General features: G+C 68.7%; 18 protein-coding genes. 12 read left to right on the top strand and 6 right to left on the bottom strand.

The features are described 5' to 3' along the window. Positions 1 to 17: 17 nt before the first annotated feature. The 4 genes from BL253_RS32230 to BL253_RS32215 all read right to left on the bottom strand — a co-directional run bounded on the left by BL253_RS32230 (position 18) and on the right by BL253_RS32215 (position 4,665). Complete coding sequence (locus tag BL253_RS32230) at positions 18 to 758, bottom strand: SDR family NAD(P)-dependent oxidoreductase (protein WP_076821160.1); 741 nt, start codon at positions 756 to 758, stop codon at positions 18 to 20. Between the two features lie 60 nt (positions 759 to 818). Beyond that, on the bottom strand, positions 819 to 1,883 hold the full coding sequence (locus tag BL253_RS32225) for an NAD(P)H-dependent amine dehydrogenase family protein (RefSeq protein ID WP_076821158.1): 1,065 nt from the start codon (positions 1,881 to 1,883) through the stop codon (positions 819 to 821). 215 nt (positions 1,884 to 2,098) lie between these two features. Then, positions 2,099 to 3,391: an amidohydrolase family protein gene (locus BL253_RS32220; RefSeq protein WP_096336135.1), complete on the bottom strand. Its 1,293-nt coding sequence runs from the start codon at positions 3,389 to 3,391 to the stop codon at positions 2,099 to 2,101. 56 nt (positions 3,392 to 3,447) lie between these two features. Further along, entirely contained in the window at positions 3,448 to 4,665 is a 1,218-nt protein-coding gene (locus BL253_RS32215; protein WP_076821156.1) for a CaiB/BaiF CoA transferase family protein, read from the bottom strand. 152 nt (positions 4,666 to 4,817) lie between these two features. Here BL253_RS32215 and BL253_RS32210 point away from each other — a divergent pair, with 152 nt between their 5' ends. The 11 genes from BL253_RS32210 (at position 4,818) to BL253_RS32160 (ending at position 13,720) form a co-directional block, all read left to right on the top strand. Further along, positions 4,818 to 6,017: a cytochrome P450 gene (locus BL253_RS32210; RefSeq protein WP_076821154.1), complete on the top strand. Its 1,200-nt coding sequence runs from the start codon at positions 4,818 to 4,820 to the stop codon at positions 6,015 to 6,017. A 130-nt stretch (positions 6,018 to 6,147) separates the two neighbouring features. Beyond that, positions 6,148 to 6,891, top strand: a complete 744-nt coding sequence (locus BL253_RS32205; RefSeq protein ID WP_076821152.1) for an SDR family NAD(P)-dependent oxidoreductase — start codon at positions 6,148 to 6,150, stop codon at positions 6,889 to 6,891. Further along, the gene (locus BL253_RS32200) at positions 6,888 to 7,658 is read left to right on the top strand and encodes an SDR family NAD(P)-dependent oxidoreductase (RefSeq protein ID WP_076821150.1); all 771 of its coding nucleotides are present in this window, start codon (positions 6,888 to 6,890) and stop codon (positions 7,656 to 7,658) included. The genes BL253_RS32205 and BL253_RS32200 overlap by 4 nt, the downstream gene beginning before the upstream one ends. A gap of 88 nt (positions 7,659 to 7,746) precedes the next feature. Next, positions 7,747 to 7,968: a hypothetical protein gene (locus BL253_RS32195; protein ID WP_076821148.1), complete on the top strand. Its 222-nt coding sequence runs from the start codon at positions 7,747 to 7,749 to the stop codon at positions 7,966 to 7,968. A gap of 98 nt (positions 7,969 to 8,066) precedes the next feature. Then, complete coding sequence (locus BL253_RS32190) at positions 8,067 to 9,032, top strand: TIGR03621 family F420-dependent LLM class oxidoreductase (RefSeq protein ID WP_076821146.1); 966 nt, start codon at positions 8,067 to 8,069, stop codon at positions 9,030 to 9,032. Then, positions 9,032 to 10,222: a cytochrome P450 gene (locus BL253_RS32185; RefSeq protein ID WP_076821144.1), complete on the top strand. Its 1,191-nt coding sequence runs from the start codon at positions 9,032 to 9,034 to the stop codon at positions 10,220 to 10,222. The genes BL253_RS32190 and BL253_RS32185 overlap by 1 nt, the downstream gene beginning before the upstream one ends. Positions 10,223 to 10,255: 33 nt before the next feature. Continuing rightward, positions 10,256 to 10,726, top strand: coding sequence for a VOC family protein (locus BL253_RS32180; RefSeq protein WP_076821142.1), 471 nt, complete (start codon positions 10,256 to 10,258; stop codon positions 10,724 to 10,726). 51 nt (positions 10,727 to 10,777) lie between these two features. Beyond that, positions 10,778 to 11,335: a nuclear transport factor 2 family protein gene (locus tag BL253_RS32175; RefSeq protein ID WP_076821141.1), complete on the top strand. Its 558-nt coding sequence runs from the start codon at positions 10,778 to 10,780 to the stop codon at positions 11,333 to 11,335. A 60-nt stretch (positions 11,336 to 11,395) separates the two neighbouring features. Continuing rightward, positions 11,396 to 12,247 (top strand): mycofactocin-coupled SDR family oxidoreductase, encoded by an 852-nt coding sequence (locus BL253_RS32170; RefSeq protein WP_076821139.1) that lies wholly within the window; start codon positions 11,396 to 11,398, stop codon positions 12,245 to 12,247. 103 nt (positions 12,248 to 12,350) lie between these two features. After that, entirely contained in the window at positions 12,351 to 12,890 is a 540-nt protein-coding gene (locus BL253_RS32165; RefSeq protein ID WP_420801739.1) for a carboxymuconolactone decarboxylase family protein, read from the top strand. A gap of 176 nt (positions 12,891 to 13,066) precedes the next feature. Next, positions 13,067 to 13,720 (top strand): TetR/AcrR family transcriptional regulator, encoded by a 654-nt coding sequence (locus BL253_RS32160; protein ID WP_076821135.1) that lies wholly within the window; start codon positions 13,067 to 13,069, stop codon positions 13,718 to 13,720. Between the two features lie 29 nt (positions 13,721 to 13,749). Here BL253_RS32160 and BL253_RS32155 read toward each other — a convergent pair whose 3' ends face one another. After that, on the bottom strand, positions 13,750 to 14,658 hold the full coding sequence (locus BL253_RS32155) for a TIGR03564 family F420-dependent LLM class oxidoreductase (RefSeq protein WP_076821133.1): 909 nt from the start codon (positions 14,656 to 14,658) through the stop codon (positions 13,750 to 13,752). Between the two features lie 216 nt (positions 14,659 to 14,874). Next, positions 14,875 to 17,070, bottom strand: a complete 2,196-nt coding sequence (locus BL253_RS32150) for a PKD domain-containing protein (RefSeq protein WP_338013763.1) — start codon at positions 17,068 to 17,070, stop codon at positions 14,875 to 14,877. 175 nt (positions 17,071 to 17,245) lie between these two features. Between BL253_RS32150 and BL253_RS32145 the strand changes: the two genes are divergently transcribed. Next, positions 17,246 to 17,908 (top strand): TetR/AcrR family transcriptional regulator, encoded by a 663-nt coding sequence (locus BL253_RS32145; RefSeq protein ID WP_076821131.1) that lies wholly within the window; start codon positions 17,246 to 17,248, stop codon positions 17,906 to 17,908. Positions 17,909 to 18,131: the final 223 nt, after the last annotated feature.

Genomic DNA, 18,131 nt, shown 5'->3' with positions numbered 1-18,131 from the left:
CCCGCGGCGCGTCCCGCTCAGCGGGCGGTATATCCGCCGTCGACGGGCATCGCGATGCCAGTGACGAACGAGGACTCGTCGCTGGCGAGGAAGAGCGCGGCGGCGGCCAGTTCGTCGGGCATCCCCCACCGGCCGACCGGCTGCGGGGGAACGAGGTCCGCGGGCGGCGACGAGTCGTCGGCCGCGCCGGCCTGGCCCGTCCAGGTGAGCCCGGGGCACAGTGCGTTGATGCGAATTCCCTTCCTGGCGTAGTCGAGCGCGGCGGATTTGGTCAGCTGYACGACCGCGCCTTTCGACGCGGCATAGAGCGAAAGTCCCTTGAAGCCGACCAGCCCGCTCGCCGACGCCGTGTTGATGATCGACCCGCCGCCGGCGGCCAGCATGACGGGGATAACCTTCTTCATTCCCAGGTAAACACCCTTGACGTTCACCGCGATCACGCTTTCGAAATACTCGTCAGTGGTTTCGGCGAGCGGCAAGATCGGGCTGGATATGCCGGCGTTGTTGAACAGGACGTCGAGCCGTCCGAATTGTTCGAGCACGGTCGCCACCATGGCGTCGATGTCCGCCGCCGCTGACACGTCGACATGGATGGGGAAAGCCGCCTCGCCGATGGCCTTCGCGGTGGTTTCCTCTCGTCCGCTCACGTCGGCGCAGACCACCCGTGCACCCTCCTGGGTGAACAGGAATGCCGCCGCGCGGCCGATGCCGGAACCGGCTCCAGTGATCACGACTACCTTGCCGGCCAACCGACCCATATTTTTCTCATCCTTTTTCTCGTCGAGACAGCCCGCGGCCGTCTGTGCAGGCGCGGCCGCTCAGATCTTCGGGACGAGACGCGAGGCGATGGTCGGCAGGTCGGCGTAGGTGACAATGCCGGGGCGGGCGGCGACGACGGCGGGGATGGCGTTGACGGCTGGCATCGCGGTGATCATCGAGCCGAGCGCTGAGGCGTCCTCGAGGGTGAAGGCGGCGATGTCGGCGGGCAGGACCTCGATCCGCATCTTGATCTGCGGGGTCCCGCGCACCTCGACAAGGTAGGCCATCGCAATTTCCCAGGCGGGCTCGAGGTCAGCGGTGACGGTCCAGCGGACCTGGGTCTCGACGACGTCCACACCGGCCGCGGACCCGATCCAGTGGACATCCAGCCCGGCCACCGTGCCCCTGCGGACCGTGCGGCCGGGGACGTCGCAGTCCGCGGTCGCGTGCGCGAACTGCACCTCGCAGCGGATGTCGTCGAGTGGCAGTGCGAGCTGGTCGCCGATCGACTCGACGGCGTCGCCGAAGACCGCGGTGGCGGCTCGGATCTCGTCGGCGTGGCCGGGGTCGCCCGCTGGCCGGCCCCAGCCGAGCTCGTCCTGGTTCGCGTCCGAGGCCCATAGGCCGATGTTGAAGGACTCGGTGACCTGGACGTGGCTCACCTCCCGGCACGGGCTGGAGGCGACGGTCGCGATGTACTCCGCCCAGCCCGGATTGACGCCGGTGCCGAAGAGGGTCACGTTACCGTCCGTCGCCGCCTTGTCGAGCAGCGCGCGCGACTCGGCGCCGTACGAACGGCCGGTAATGAAGCTCGCGGTGGAGACGACATTGATTCCAGCCCGTAACAGGCGCACCAGGTGATCAACATCCGGGTGCAGCGGCATGTAGACGACGCAGTCTGGCCGCAACGCGATCAGGGCGTCGATGTCGTCGGTGGCGGTGATGCCCAGCTGATGATCAAGACCGGTGAGTTCGCCAACGTCCACGCCGACTTTTTCCACGCTGAAGGCGTACGCGCCGACGAGGTCGAGGTCTGGGCGCTCGACAATGCTCTTCACCGCTTCCCGCGCGATTTTTCCGGTTGTCCACTGCACTACCCGCAGGGGCTGTCCCTTGGACGTCATCAGATTCTCCTGTCTTTGTGTCGAAAGACTGCCCGACCCGTCTGCTCCCCGATGCGCGGCCGCAATATGTTGAACGGTCGTTCAGTTCGTTCGAGTGGTTGGAACACACGCTCTGAAGGGGCAAGGCATGCGGTCCGCCCGTCCCGGCTGCGTACATCGCGTCGCGCGGCCGGCGGTATGCACTCCGGGTTAGGTCGCGCAGCCAGGATGGGCCCTCAGCGTCCGGCGGCCATGGAGTCGCGCTGCGCCGCGTAGGCGGCCAACCGTTCGGCGGGGTCGACCTGGTGGTGGCTGAGGGAGCGGGTCGAGACATCGTGGCCGTCGGCGGTGGCACGCAGCGCGCCGACGGTGGCCTGGTTGCGGGGAATGTGCGTGAACGGGTCGAACGAGTACCACCGCATGGCGTTCTCGTGCGTCATCTTGTTGATCTCATGGTCCGGAACCCCGAAGGTCTTCATCGCGGCATGCAGTTCCTCGGGTGCACCTGGCCACATGGAGTCGCTGTGCGGGTAGTCGCATTCCCAGGCGATATTGTCGAGGCCGATCTGGTCGCGCATCTGGACGCCGGCGGGGTCGCTGATGAAACAGGTCAGAAAGTGCTGACGGAAGATCTCCGACGGGAGCCTGCCACCGAAGTCCTGCAAAGTCCAGGTGGCGTGCATGTCGTAGGTCCGGTCGACGCGCTGCAGGAAGTAGGGGATCCAGCCGGTGCCGCCCTCGGACAGCGCGATACGGATGTCCGGGAAGTCCTTGAGCACCCGTGACCACAACAGGTCGGCGGCGGCGGAGACGATGTTCATCGGCTGCAGGGTGATCAGGACGTCCGGTGGGGAGTCGGGCGCCGGCACGGCGAGCTTGCCGGAGGAGCCGATGTGGATCGACAGCACGGTGCCGGTGTCACAGCAGGCCCGCCACAGTGGGTTCCAGTAGGGGTCGTGGAAGMTTGGGTAGCCGAGCGTCGCCGGGTTCTCCGTGAAGGTGAGCGAGTGGCAGCCCTTGGCGGCGACCCGGCGCACTTCTGCGGCACACAGCTCGGGGTCCCAGATGGCCGGGATCGCCATCGGGATGAACCGCCCGGGGTGCGCTGCACACCATTCGTCGATGTGCCAGTCGTTGTAGGCCTCGACGAGCGAGAGGGAGAACTCAGGGTCGTCGGTCGCGAACAGCCGGGCGGCGAACCCCGGGAACGAGGGGAAGTTCATCGAGGCGAGGATCCCGCCGGCGTTCATGTCCTTGACCCGTTCGGTGGGGTCGTAGCATCCGGGGCGGATCTCGTCGAGCCCCTGCGGTTCCAGGCCGTACTCCGACTTCGGCCGGCCGGCGACCGCGTTGAGCGCGACGTTGGGGATCATGGTGTCGCGGAACTTCCACACGTCGGCACCACTGTCGAGACGGACGATCCGCGGCGCGTCGTCGGCGTACTTGGCCGGGAGCCGGCCCGTGAACATGTCCGGCGGCTCGATGACATGGTCGTCCACGCTAATCAGAATCAGCTCGTCCTTGTTGATGGCTGTCCTTCCTCTCCTTCGCCTGGGCTCGCGGTCGGGCGCGGTGTCGTCCTCGCTCAGGCGACGATGCCGCGCAGCTTGAGGTCGATGACGGTGTCCCAGTCGAGGCCGAGCGCGGTGAGGATGTCGTCGCCGTGCTCGTTGAACTGGGGTGCCCGCTGCACGGGTGCGGGCTGCTCGCCGAACTGGACCGGCGCGGCAACGAGGCGGAAGGGCGCGCCGTTCGCCGTCCGGCAGTCCTGGATGTAGCCGTTGGCGGTGGTCTGCGGATCGTCGACGGCCTGCAGGGTGTCCTGGACGACGGTCCACTGGCCGACGAAATCGGCCAGCAGCAGGCGCCACTCGTCGAGCGTGCGGCCGACGAAAGCCTCGGTGAGGATCTCGATCGCCGCGCCGCTGTTGGCTGTCAGGGACGCGTGGTCGGCGAAGCGGGGATCCGTCGCGAGATCCGGCCGGCCGATGACGTCGCATAGCGGCGGCCAGTACCTGGCGGCCTGCAGGCAGCACAGCGCGATCCAGGCGCCGTCCTTGGTCAGGTAGTTCATGACGAGAGGATTGGCGCGCACCGCCTCGACGGGCGGTGGCTTCCAGGGCATCTTCAGCTGCATCGACAGCGCGAACGCGGCGCCCATGGCCCACATCCCGGTACCCAGCAGCGAGACGTCGACGACCGTCGTCTCGCCGGTGCGCTCCCGGTGGAACAGTGCGCCCATGATGCCGCCGGCGATCGTCATCGCGCCGAACGAGTCCCCGAACGCGGGCCCCGGCGGTACCGGGACGTGGCCGTACTCGGGCTGCATGACGCCGACGGCGAGCCCGGCGCGGGACCAGAAGGCCAACGAGTCGTAGGAGCCCTTGTTCGCGTCCGGTCCGCGTTCGCCCTGGCCGGTACCGCGCACATAGATGATCTGCGGGTTGTGGGCGCGGATCTCCTCGAGGTCGATCTTCAGCTTGGCGCGGACGCCGGGCAGCTTGTTGGTGAGGAACACGTCTGACTGAGCCGCTAGCCGGTAGAGGACGTCCAAGCCCTCCGGGGAGGTGAGGTCGAGACCGAGGCTGCGCTTGCCTCGGTTCGAGTGCTCGAGCAGCACGTGGACGTCGGAGGAGATGGTCGCGACGCCCGTGGAGCCGAGCGCGCGCATCGCGTCGCCCCGCTCGACATGCTCGATCTTGATGACCTCCGCGCCCCAGTCGGCTAGCAGGGCGGACGCCGCCGGGACGAAGGTGTGCTCGGCTACCTCCAGGACGCGCACGCCCTGCATCACCGCGGTCATCGCGTTCTCTCCACTCTGCGACTGACGAGATTCAGATGTGCGTGCCCACCGCCCGGYGGCCGGAGATCGCTTGAACCCCGCGGCGATGGCCTGTACGAATGTATGACCCGATGCTATACGTTCGTACAAGGATGTCCAGGGAGGGCTAGACGGTGCGTGCAGGCGACCTCTATTACGACCCGTACGACGTCGAGATCGACGCGGATCCGTACCCCGTCTACCGGCGGCTGCGCGACGAGGCGCCGCTGTACCACAACGAACGCCTCGACTTCTGGGGCCTCAGTCGCTATGAGGACGTCGTCGCGGCTCTCAAGGACCTCAGGCGCCTGACCTCGACGAGGGGCGACATCCTGGAGGTCGTGAAGGCGGCGCCCGTCATGCCGCCGGGGATCTTCATCAACGAGGATCCGCCGCTGCACACGATTCACCGTGCGCTGGTCTCCCGGATGTTCACGCCGAAGAAGATCAGGGCGCTGGAGGAGAAGGTGCGGGCGTTCTGTGCGGCCTGCCTGGACCCGCTGGTGGGCGAGGAACGCTTCGACTTCGTGCTGGACATCGGCGCCGAACTGCCGATGCGCACCATCGGCATGCTGTTCGGCATTCCCGACTCGGAACAGGCGTCGCTGCGATCCACCGCGCAGCGCGCCCTGCGCAACCAGCCGGGCAGGCCGCTGCCGGTCACGAAGGAGAAGTACTTCGACGGCGGGAACTATGGCGAGTACGTGAAGTGGCGGGTCGACAACCCGTCGGACGACATCATCACCGAGCTGCTCACGCTGGAGTTCACCGATCTGTCGGGGACGGTCCGCAGGCTGACCCGGCAGGAGGTGCAGATCTTCGTCGGGGTGATCGCGGGTGCCGGCGTGGAGACCACGGGCCGGCTGTTCGGCTGGATGGGCAAGGTGCTGGCCGAGCATCCCGACCAGCGCGCYGAGCTGGTCGCCGACCCGGCGCTCATCCCGCGCGCGGTCGAGGAGCTGTTGCGGTACGAGCCGCCCGGCCCGCACGTGGCCCGCTACGTCACCGAGGACGTCGAATTCTATGGGCAGACGGTCCCGGCAGGCAGCGCGCTACTGCTCATGCTCTCGTCGGCCAACCACGACGAGCGGCAGTTCCTCGACCCGGAGCAGTTCGACATCCATCGCGACATCAGTCAGCACGTGACGTTCGGCCACGGCGTGCACTTCTGCCTCGGCGCGGGGCTGGCTCGCCTGGAGGGGCGCATCGCCCTCGAGGAGGTCCTCAAGCGGTGGCCTGATTGGGAGGTCGACCTGTCCGCCGCCCGCCGCGCGCCCACCTCGACGGTCCGGGGCTGGGACTCCATGCCCGCCCTCATCGGCAGATCAGTGTGATCAGGATCCACCGCCCGAACTCGTCCGCGCGCTCGCTACCGGAGTGGCGCGTGCCGGCGGATGACTTTGCGACCGCTGATCCTGCTGCCCACGCGGGCCGGGAAGCCCTGTACAGAAAGGGAACGGCTACATGACACGAGTGGCTGTCGTTACCGGCGGCGGATCGGGGCTTGGCCTGGCGGTCTGCCAGCACCTGGCGAATGCCGGGCACCGGGTGGCGGTTCTTGACCTGAACGGCGCCGCGGCCAAGGAGGTGGCGGAACGACTGCGCGCCGTGGGAGCGTCGGCGACCGCGGTCGAGGTCGACGTCGCGGACCGCGGGACGGTCGACGCGGCGTTCGAACGGGTACGCGCCGAGCTCGGGCCCATCCAGATTCTCGTGACCAGCGCGGCCGTCTCCGGGTTCACCCCGTTCGAGGAGATCTCCCTCGAGCTGTGGGACCGGTTCGTGGCGGTGAACCTCACCGGCACCTTCCACTGCGTCCAGTCCGCGATCCCGGACATGGTGGCGGCCGCCTGGGGCCGCGTGGTGACGATCTCGTCGGCTGCGGGCCAGACCGGCACCGCCCGACAGGGCCACTACTCGGCGACCAAGGGCGGCGTCATCGCCCTGACCAAGGCCGTCGCGCTCGAGTACGCAGCTAAGGGGATCACAGTGAACACGATTCCGCCGTTCGCCGTGGACACCCCGCTGCTGCGCGGCCAGCAAAGTGGTCGGAACCTGCCGAAGACCGAGGTCATCGCCCGGATGATCCCGGCGGGCCGGGTGGGCACCCCCGACGACATCGGCGCGACCTGCGCCTTCCTGTGCTCGGAGGCCGCCGGCTACATCACCGGCCAGGTCATCGCCGCCAACGGAGGCGCGGTCCTGTGAACGACAGATTCTCGCTGGCCGGAAAGGTCGCCGTCGTGACCGGCGGCGGCACCGGGATCGGCCGCGGCTCGGCACTGGCGCTGGCCGAGTACGGCGCGGACGTCGTGCTTTCCGCCCGCCGCCCGCAACCGCTGGAGTCGACCGCGAAGGAGATCGAGGCACTGGGCCGGCGCGCCATCGCCCTGCCGGCCGACGTGACGAGCGCCGAGGAGTGCCAGCGGATCGTCGACGTCACCCTCGCCGAGTTCGGCCGCCTCGACGTTCTGGTCAACTGCGCCGGCGGCGCGGAGACGAAGTCGATCAGAAGGTGGACCGAGGACGAATGGCACCAGGTCCTGGCGCTCAACCTCGGCTCGGTCTGGTTCCTGTCCCGCGCCGCGTCCGTGCCGATGCTCGCGGCGGGGAAGGGCTCGATCGTGAACATCTCCTCGGGCGCGAGCCTGCTCGGCATGCCACAGGCAGCGCCCTACGGCGCGGCGAAGGCCGGCGTGAACAACCTGACCGCCTCGATGGCCACCGCCTGGACCCGCAAGGGAATCCGCGTCAACTGCGTCGCCGTCGGCRCCGTCCGCGCCGCCACCCTCACCGACGACGCGGCCCGCTACGGACTGGACCCGGAGGCGATCGGCCTGATGAACGGCTCCGGCCGGCTCGGCGAACCCGAGGAGATCGGCAACGCCGTACTGTTCTTCGCCTCCGACGCCGCCAGCTTCTGCTCCGGCCAGACCCTCTACGTCCACGGCGGCCCAGGCCCCGCCGGCATCTGACACGACCCAGGCACAGGCACCGAACCAAGACGAAGGACCACATCATGGCTCGACCGCGCTGGGCGGCCCAGCGATTAGGCGCGGTGTTGTGCATCGCCGTCGCCCGGGATGCTCCTCGAAATCTCCTGAGGCGGCGCCCCGGCAGGAACCCGCGTCGACGACGGCGGCGACGCCGGACTGCGGCGCCGCCCCGGCGGTCGGCCGGTTCGACCCGTCCACGGATCTCCTCATGGCCAACTTCGACCTCAAATTCGGTTTCGAAGACCTGGCCGACGCTCAGGACTTCGCGAACACGTTCGCGTCCAAGTAGGAAGGCAGGTCTCGAGGCCACATGCTCACCGATGCCATCCGGGCCGGGCGCGGCGCTCGTCCTACCTGTCCTGGCGCGGCGCAGGCCGGGTACGCCCGATGACCACGTGCCCGTTCCGCTTCGCCGTCCAGGGAACGCGGGCGACGTCCGCGCGCGAGTGGTACGACCTCGCCCGCAAGGCCGAGGACCTTGGGTACTCGACGTTGTTCGTCGCCGACCACTATGTCGGGCCCGGCCCGGCGGCGCGGGCGTGCAGCATGCCTCCGCAGCACCTCGCGCCGATCGCGGCGATGGCCGCCGCCGCGGCGGTCACGTCAACGCTGYGCATCGGCTGCCGGGTGTTCTGCATCGACTATCACGTGCCCGCGGCGCTGGTGAAGGAGGCGACGACGATCGACCTGCTCTCCGACGGCCGGCTCGAGATGGGGATCGGCGCGGGCCTGCAGGTGCACGAGTACGCGGCGCTGGGCATCCCGTTCGCCCCTGGCAAGGAGCGGGTCGACAAGCTCGAAGAGGTGATCGCCCTGCTGAAGGCGCACTGGTCGGGCGAGCCGATCGATCTGCATGGCGAACACGTGAACGTCTCCGGGTATCGGGGCCTGCCACTGCCCGCGCAGCGACCGCGACCGCCGCTGATGATCGGCGGGAACCGGCCGCGGATGCTGTCCCTGGCGGCCCGGGCGGCAGACATCGTCAGCATCTCGAACGTCCCCTTCGACCCGGTCGACGCGTCGGGCCGCACGCCGCGGCAGGAGGCGACGTACCGGTACGACCTCGTGCGGGCCGCGGCCGGTGACCGGCTGGCCGGCCTGGAGATCGAGGGCTCGCCCTATTTCACGATCCGCACCGACGACCCGGCGGCGGCCTACCGCGACATCGCGGGCTGGATCTCCGTCGACGCAGACGTCCTCCCCGACCATCCCAACGTGCTGGTCGGAACGCTCGACGAGATGGAGYAGCGGCTGCACGCCAACCGCGACGACTTCGGCACCAGCTACGTCACGGTCCCGCAGAACGCGATGGACACGTTCGCGCCGCTGGTCGGCCGGCTGCGAGGAAAGTGATGAGCGGCGCGGACCTGTATTTCGACCCGTACGACCAGGAGATCGCGAAGGACCCCTACCCGGTCTACCGGCGGCTGCGTGACGAGGCACCGCTGTACCACAACGAGCGGCACGGCTTCTACGCCCTGAGCCGGTTCGACGACGTCGAGGCCGCGCTGCGCGACCACCGGCGGCTCATCTCGGGGAAGGGCAACATCCTCGAGGTCATCAGGGCGGACCCGGCGATGCCCCGCGGCGTGTTCATCAACGAGGATCCGCCGCTGCACACCGTGCACCGCGCCCTCGTCTCCCGGGCGTTCACCCCGCGGAAGATGAAGGCGCTGGAAGACCRGGTGCGCGCCTTCTGCCAGGGGTGTCTGGACCCGCTGGTGGGCGGTGACCGGTTCGACTTCTTCCTGGACCTCGGCGCCCAGCTGCCGATGCGGGTGATCGGCATGCTGGTCGGCATTCCCGACGCCGATCAGCCCATCGTGCGCGACAAGGCGCACCGGACGCTGCGCAATGCCCCCGGCGAGCCGCTCGCCGTGCGGAAGGACAGGTACTTCTCCGGGGACAACTTCGCCGACTATGTCGCGTGGCGGGAGAGGAACCCGTCGGACGACCTGATCACCGAGCTGCTGAGCATCGAGTTCCAGGACGTTGACGGCACCGTCCGCCGGATGCATCGCGACGAGCTGCAGATCTTCCTCGCGGTGATCTCCGCGGCTGGCGTCGACACCACCGGGCGGCTGTTCGRCTGGATGGGGAAGGTCCTCGGCGAGCACCCCGACGCGCGCCGCGAGCTTGCCCGGGACCGCGCGCTCATCCCGAACGCGATCGAGGAGCTCCTGCGCTTCGAGACCTCCTCGCCGAACGTCGCGCGCTACGTCACGGAGGACCTCACCGTCCACGGCCAGAGGATCCCCGCCGGTAGCAGGCTGCTGCTCATGCTGTCCGCTGCCAACCGCGACGGCCGGCACTTCGACGACCCCGACCGCTACGACATCCATCGGACCATCGACAAGCACCTCGCCTTCAGCCAGGGCGCGCATTACTGCCTCGGCGCGGCCCTCGCCCGGCTCGAGGCGCGGATCGCCCTCGACGAGGTGCTCAACCGCTGGCCCGACTGGGACATCGACCTTGCGAACGCCGTCCGGTCCCCGGCGTCGACCGTACGCGGCTGGGACAGCATGCCAGCCGTCGTCGCCTGAGTGCCGCCATCCGTGAGAAACGAGGAGTGAGCCATGACCGCGTCAGTGGGCGCCGCGTTCTCCCACGTCGGCATCTGCGTCTCCGACTACGAGAGATCGCTGCGCTTTTACACCGAGGGCCTCGGATTCGAGCTCGCCGAGGGATGGCCGGTGGGTAACGCCTTCGCCCCGCTCGCCGAAGTAAGCCCACCGATGAAGGGGAGAACCCAGATCATCCGCAAGGGCGCGACCCGTCTTGAGATCATCGGATGGACGACCCCGGCGGCGGAGGGAACCCCACTGCGGCGCCGGAACCAGAACGGGCTGACTCATCTGTCGTTCTATGTCGACGACCTGGCGGCCGTCGGCAACCATCTGGTTGCCCTCGGCGCCACCCTGCTGGAAGACACACGGGTTCACATCGACGTGCCCGGCGGAGCCATGGACATGGTGTTCCTCGCCGACCCGGACGGCACCCGCATCGAACTGGTCCAGGACACGACCAAGCCATTCCMGCCCTTCTGAGCCTGTGTGGGCTATCCAGATCGTCTTTGCCTCGATCCCAGTAGGAGTTGCATGAGTACTGACAGTGAGCTCGAGGAGCTGCGTCGTGAGGTCCGCTATCTCCGGGACCGGCAGGACATCCTCGACTGTGTCAACAAGCAGTCACGCGGGCACGACCGGCACGACGCCGATCTGATGACGAGCGTGCTGGCGGAGGACGGGATCGACGAGCACGGCCCGGTGTCGAACGTCGGCGCGGCCTACGGCCCGTGGGCGAACCAGCAGCACTCGCTGGTGTTCGCGGACCACCTGCACAACATCACGACGCACACCTGTGAGATCGACGGCGACGTCGCGCACGCCGAAAGCTACGTGATCGGCACGATGGTGGGCCGGGACCACAAGACGCTGGCCTTCATGGGCGGCCGCTACCTGGACCGGCTGGAGCGGCGCGACGGCGTCTGGAAGATCGCCCTGCGGCGCTGCACGATCGAGTGGGCCTTCACCGCGGACGCGTCGTTCCTCCACTCCGGGGCCTTCAAGGGCTTCCTCAAGGGCACCTGGGACACGGACGACCTGTCCTACGCCCGCCCGCTGCTCCCGGACAGCGAGCCCGCCGTCCGTTGGTGACGCCCGCATGGCGAAGAGCCGCGGGCCCGAGATATCTGCGGAAGAACGAGAGGACACTCCATGGGCAGGTTGGACGGCAAGGTCGCCTTCATCACCGGTGCGGCGCGCGGTCAGGGACGCAGCCACGCCGTGCGGCTCGCGGCCGAGGGGGCCGACATCATCGCGGTCGACATCTGTGAGCAGATCGCCAGCGTGCCGTACCCGCTGGCGACCCCGGACGACCTGGCGGCGACGGTGAAGGAGGTCGAGGCGCTCGGCCGGCGGATCGTGGCGGCGCAGGTCGACGTCCGCGACCGCGGGAAGCTGCGCGCCGCCCTGGACGCCGGCGTCACCGAGCTCGGCCGGCTGGACGTCGTCTGCGCCAACGCAGGCATCTGCCCCCTCACCGACGAGACGCTGTGCAGCAGCTTCGTCGACGCGATGGACGTCGATCTCGGCGGCGTGCAGAACACCGTGGCGGTGTCGCTGCCGCACCTGGGCGCGGGCGCCTCGATCATCGTCACCGGCTCGACCGCTGGCATGATCAAGGGGACGACGGACGCGATGGGCGCGTCGGGCGGAGTCGGCTACTCGCTGGCGAAGCAGCTGGTCGCCAAGTATGTCGAGGTGCTCGCGCTGCAGCTGGCGCCGCATTCCGTCCGGCTGAACGCCATTCACCCGACGAACGTCAACACGACGCTGCTGCACAACGACAATGTGTACCGGGCGTTCCGGCGGGACCTGGAGAACCCCACTCGGGCGGACGCCGAACTCGCGTTCCCAGTGATGCAGGCGATGCCGATCCCGTACATCGAGCCCGAGGACGTCTCCGGCCTGGTCGCGTACCTCGCGAGTGACGATTCGCGTTACATGACCGGGCTCAACCTCCGGGTCGATGCCGGCGCGATGCTCAAGGCGCCCCCGTCATTCTGAGCGGAACCGTGGACGTTTGGTACGCAGCTAGCGGAGGAGCGGCTTGATGGCGCGAATTCCACCTTTGCATCCGAGGCAGTGGCCTGCCGAGGTGGTCGCCGCCTTGGCTGCGATCGACCCGACGACGCGTGGCCGTCCCGCGCCGGACCTGGGCCGCCGGCCGTCCGGTCGGGACGCGATCGCCGCGCTGGCCCGTCACCCCGTGCTGGCGAAGGCCTTCCTGCCGTTCAACGGGTACACACTGCTGGACACCGAGCTGCCGATCCGCGAGGTGGAGATCCTCATCCTGCGCGTCGCGGCGCGCCGTCAGTCCCGCTACCTATGGGGTCAGCATTTCTTCGCCGGCCGGGCCGCCGGGCTGACCGACGAGGAGATCGCGCGGGTGGCCTACGGGCCGAAGGCGCCCTTCCTCTCGCCGCTCGACCGGGCCCTGCTGCTGGCCGTCGACGAGCTGATCGACGACGGTGTCATCTCGGCCGACACCTGGGCAGCACTCGCGGCCGAGCTCGACGAGCGGAAGCTGCTCGACGTGCTGTTCGTCACCGGCTGCTACGAAACCATGGCCTGGGTGATGAACTCGCTCGATCTCGAACCCGACCCGCGCATACCGGAGTACCTCACGTCCTCCGCCGAGTCACGCTAGCTTCGCTTCTCGACGCGGGTGACTCCGTCGCCGGCCGGTGCCGGCCGGCGACGGGCTCACGGCGGGGACGCGCTGGGCACGGTCGGCGACGGCCACATAGCATGTCGGACCTGGGAATCTCGTACGGTCGAGGCTCCGTGTGAGACGTGCGGGGAGATGATCCTGAAGGGCGCCAGATGACGACACCTCGCCGGCGGGTCGGCACCKAGTCCTCGAAGACGCGTGCGGTGTTGTTGGACAGCGCTGAACGTCTCATGCTCGACGAGGGATACGCCGCGGTCACCTATCGCGGCCTCGCCGCGAAAGCCGGTGTCACGCCAGGGCTCGTGCAGTACTACTTTCCTGCGGTGGACGACCTTTTTCTTGCCCTGGTCCGACGGCGCACACAGCAGACAGTGGGCGTGCTCGTCGACGGGCTTCAGAGGGGGCAGCCGCTGCGGGCGCTCTGGGAGTTCTCCAACAACAGGGTCGCGGCCGCCTTGATGGCAGAGCTGACGGCGCTGGCGAATCACCGCAAGGCGATCCGCGCCGAGATCGCGGCGGTGGGGGAGAAGGTGCGCGAGCTGACTCTCGCGGCGCTGCGCAGCTCGTCGAACGACTATTCTCGGTCGCTCGGGTCGGTGTCCCCCGAGGTGCTCGTTTTCCTCCTGACAAGCGGGCCGATGATGATTCACATCGAGGATGTCGTGGGCATGTCGACGTCCCATGCAGCGGCGACGGACTTCTTCGAGCACTACCTCAGCGAGGTCGAGCCCGAGCCGTCCCCACCTGCATCGGACGCCTCGGTGTCGGAGGCGAGCGTGGTGGAGCTTCACCACGGCGACAGCTGAGCGGCGGGGCTCCGACTTCGTCTGGAGACTCAGACGGCGAGTGAGGTCAACAGGTCCATGGTGCGCTGCCGCGATGCTTTGCGATCGTCACCGACAGGCACCACGAATACCTGGATATCGGTGGCGCCCGCGTCCACAAGACCTTGCAACTGGCGCGTCACGCTCTTCTCATTGCCAAGCACGGCCACGTCGGCCGGAGTGTCGGCACCGCCGATCTCCATGATCCTCCGATAGTTCGGCAGGCTCTCGTAGACCTTCGACGTGGCCGCCGTCGCGGCCCGAGCCTCGTCGAGATCGTCGTGCACCGCCACCGGCAGCCCGGCGACGACCCGCGGCTCGGGCCGTCCCGCGGCGGAGGCCGCGGCCTGTAGCCGCGGCACGACATGGGTCTCTATCGCCCGTGGCGGTGCCATGAACAGGACGACACCGTCGGCCAGTTCGCCGGCGACGCGCAGCAGCCGTGGTCCGAGCGCGGCCAGCAGCACTGGTACCGGTTGCGACGCGGGGACCCGTGCGCCGCGGGCCGTCCAGTCAGATCCCTCGAAGGTCACCGTCTGGCCGCGCAGCAACGGCGCCAGGATTCGCAGGTATTCCTCTGTGTTGCGGCCCGGATGGTCGTACGACAACCCGTACAGGCCGCGGACGAGGGGCTCGTGCGACGGCCCGATGCCCAGGGTGAATCCGGGCCGTCCCATCGTCGCCGCCACCGCGGCGGCCCGGTTGGCCTGCAGAACAGGGTGGCAGGGATACGTCTGGAGGACCGMGGTCCCCAGCTCGATCGTGGAGGTCTCGCGGCCCGCGACCGCCATCGCGGCGAGTGGGTCTCCCAACGCCGTGCTGTCGTACCAGACGGAGCTGAAACCATCCTGCTCGGCTGCTCTGGCCTGCTCGACGAGCTTCTCGGCCGTCGTCGGTCGTCCCGTCAGTCCGATCCTCACCCGGCAGCACCTCTCCGTCGCACGCCGTGTCACCGACCCGGTCGATGTCCATAAACGGCGCAATACGTTCGTATCACAGGTTGTCGGACGATGCTGTACGTACGTATCGCAGGCGACGTGCGCCCTGCTGCGCGGCCACGACGCGGTCGCCAGCGTCAACGCCGGGGACGGCCAGCGACGTGCGCTGGCCGTCCCGTCGAGGAGCGTCTGAAGTCGTTACCTCACGACGACGCGGACGCGGCTGAGGTTCTGCACAAGGGCGAATCGTGCGCTCTGGTCGCCGTCTCGTTCGGCGCTGACCCGGACGGCCGCGAAGTAGGTGCCCGGCTTTGTGAACGTGTGCGTGGAGGTCAGCCGCACCTGGCCGTCGGGGTCCACCTTCGACGTGTCGGCGTAGTCGCCGGTGCCGGCGAAGTCCCATTCCACTCTGACGATCTGGCCGGTACTCGGGGGCATGTCGCCGGTCACGGTGAACGTGACCTTCTGCCCGACGGCGGCGTCGGCGCGCACGGCGTCGCCGGCGTCGCGGGAGCCGACCTTGTCGATGGTCAGAGTGACGACGGGCTGCACGCCGTGCCGGTCGGCGGCGGTGGCGGGCAGGTGTACCTGGGAGTCGGCGTCGACGGTGTAGGCGGAGCTGGGTGGCGGTGGGGTTCCCTGGGTGACCCATTCGTCGAGGTAGAGCAGAGCCTGCTGGAGCTCACTCCAGTAGCCGACGACGTGTGTCTCGGCGGACTTGTCGGGCGTGGTGGCCTGCCGGGTGGGCGTGGGGCCGTGCCAGACGTTGTCCATGTACCAGAGCCGGTAGCTGTCGTCGATCTTCGTGCCTCGGTCGGCTTTGGCCTGCTGGTGGTACCAGTCGGCGGACCAGGGGAACGCCTCGGTGTCCAGCAGCGTCGCCAGCATGATCATCTTGCCGTGGTACTTCCCGGTCGGGACGGCGCCGCTGGCCGCGCCGGCGAAGATCGGCCCCGCCAGCGACGGCCGCTGCGGGTAGCGGGGCTTGCCGCCGGCGTCCCGGTACTGGTTCCAGCCGTACTGGTCCTGCGACGGGACCTGGTAGCGCGCGTAGTACTGCAGCGCGATGTACCAGGAGTTGTCGAGGCGGACCCGGTCGCCTGGGCGGATCGCGCCGGTGACGGTGCGGTCCGCGCTCGTCGGGAAGGTGACCTTCGTGCCGTTCACGTCGACGAACTGAACGGTCTTCCCCGCCGACGCGCCGGTCAGGACCACCAGGTCGGAGYCCGTCAGATCGCCGGCCGGAACACCGGAGAGGGCCAATCCGCTGGCCGGTGAGCCATCCACCGCGGTGACGTCGGCCTCGGCCTGAATCCGCGCGGCGCTGGCCGAGGACGCCGGATCGGTCCCGGCGTAGCCGGGCTTCGTCCAGAAGTCGTCGGCGTAGGTCGGGTCGACGATGCGGACGCCCCCGGCCACGGCTATGAAGGAGCCGTTGTTCATGTTCTTGTAGTCCCACCAGCCGCGCAGCGGGAAGCCCTGACGGGTCGCCTCGTGCAGCACCTCCTGCTGCTCCGCGGTGAGCCCGGCGTACGGGTCGCCGGTGCCGCCCGGTTCCATCGCGTCGGCGATCTGGGGGAGCTTGTCGGCGAGCACGCGGCGGGCGAGTAGCGGCACGACCTGGTTGGTCGGGATCGAGTTGGGAGTGCCGGGGACCATCGGTACCCCGCCGTCCCACACGCCCTCGCTGTTCTCCAGCGCGCCGATCGACTGGTACCCGCCGCCGCTCGCGCCGTAGATATAGCCCCGAGGCCGGGACGTGTCACCGTATACCTGTGCCGCGACCGTGCGGGAGAACGTGGCGGCCGCCGCGTTCGCTCGGACGCCGCCGATCACACCTGCCTGGGGTAGCCCTCCGCCGTTGTTGGACATCACCAGGTAGRCATCGTGGGAGACGGCGAACGCGATGTCGTTGGCCGGCGCCTCCGCGGTCGTCAGCGTCGGGTAGGTGTACTGGAAGAACCGGCCCTGATACTGCTTCGGGAAGTAGAAGGAGAACTTCACCTTGCTGTCCCGGAAGCCGCCGCCGACGTAGCGGTAGGACACGGTGACGCCGCTGGTCGGATCTGCCACGGTCCGCTGCTCATCTACGTCGACATAGGGCCGGTTGAGGTCCGGATCGACGCAGGACGCGGTGACGAAAACCGTGCCCCCCTCCTGCTCAGGCGTGCAGGCCGGTCCTGGTGACGGGTCCGTGCTGATGGCTAACGGGCGCCCCACGTCGGTCTTCGTAGGCAACGACGCCCTCGTGGCCGCAGGGGCGGGCTCGCCGTCCGAGGAGCAGGAGGCCGCGGCGACCAGGGCGACCGCCAGGAGCAGCGCCGGCCCCGCCGCCAGTGAGCGGGTACGCAGGCGCCACGGCCAGGCCGCGGCCCCGGGAGTTCTTGATCTCACGTCTGTCTCCCATGTGCGATGTGCTTCGAGGAGCACCTCTGATCTGCGAAAACTGAGCAAAGCATAATGATTGACGTTGTCGCAAGGGTCTGCGTGACCCAGGAAGTCGGGGGCAGGCCGACTCTCGACCCTCTGTTTGGTATCGACTCAGGATGATGGCGCGTATCGTCGTGCCATGGCTTCGACGGCCGGCCGTGGGCGCGGTCGCTACGCGCGGACGGCGGCGCGCCGCCAGGAGATCGCTCAGGCGGTGCTCGACCTCGTGGTCGAGAAGGGGCACGCGAAGGTCACCACCGCCGAGGTGGGAACGCGGGCCGGCACCAGCGAGGCGACCGTCCTGTATCACTTCCCGACGAAGGACCACCTGCTCGTCGCGGCCCTCGAACGGGACGACCAGCTCCTCAGGGCACAGGCCGAACGGGACGGAGTTGCCCTGGCCGATGGCCTGCGAGGCCTCGACCTCGACGCGCTCGGGGACTTCGCGCGGACCGCCGTACGCCGAGAACCCCTGCTGAGGTTGTACGTCGCCGTCCTCGGCCTGGCGGCCATCCCCGGGCACCCCGCCGAGGAGTACATCTCCCGGCAGTACCGGCTCGCCGTCGAGGGCTACGCCTGCCTCGTCGCGGAACGGCAGCGTGACGGACAGGCACACCCCGGGCTCGACCCGACCGAGGTCGCCCGGCAGTTCATCGGCGCCTGGGACGGCCTCAAGCTCCAGTGGCTTCAGTCGCCCGACTTCGACATCGGCGACGCGCTCGTGGGTGCGTTCCGCCGGCTCTCGGGCCAGAACTGGATGGAAGCGGCCCGCACCCTGCTGGAATCCCCGGCAAGTATCTGACGGTCTGTCGGACGATTCGGACGATCTTCGTCTGTCCGGGATCGCGCCGGCCGCCCGGGTGTGCTATACGTCTGTATGGTGCGAGTGTGGAAGGTCCGGTGAGCTGCCACGACGTCCGCGGCCCGCGACCGGAAAAGCTCGTGCTGAACAGTCGATTCTCGGCGGAACGGTGGCGTAGATGGCACTCGATGCGAGTGAGTTAGCGGCGTCCGCGTGTGAGACT

Source organism: Pseudofrankia asymbiotica, from assembly GCF_001983105.1.
In the GTDB taxonomy this organism is placed as follows: Bacteria; Actinomycetota; Actinomycetes; order Frankiales; family Frankiaceae; genus Pseudofrankia; species Pseudofrankia asymbiotica.
This window is presented reverse-complemented; position numbering and strand designations above follow the sequence as displayed.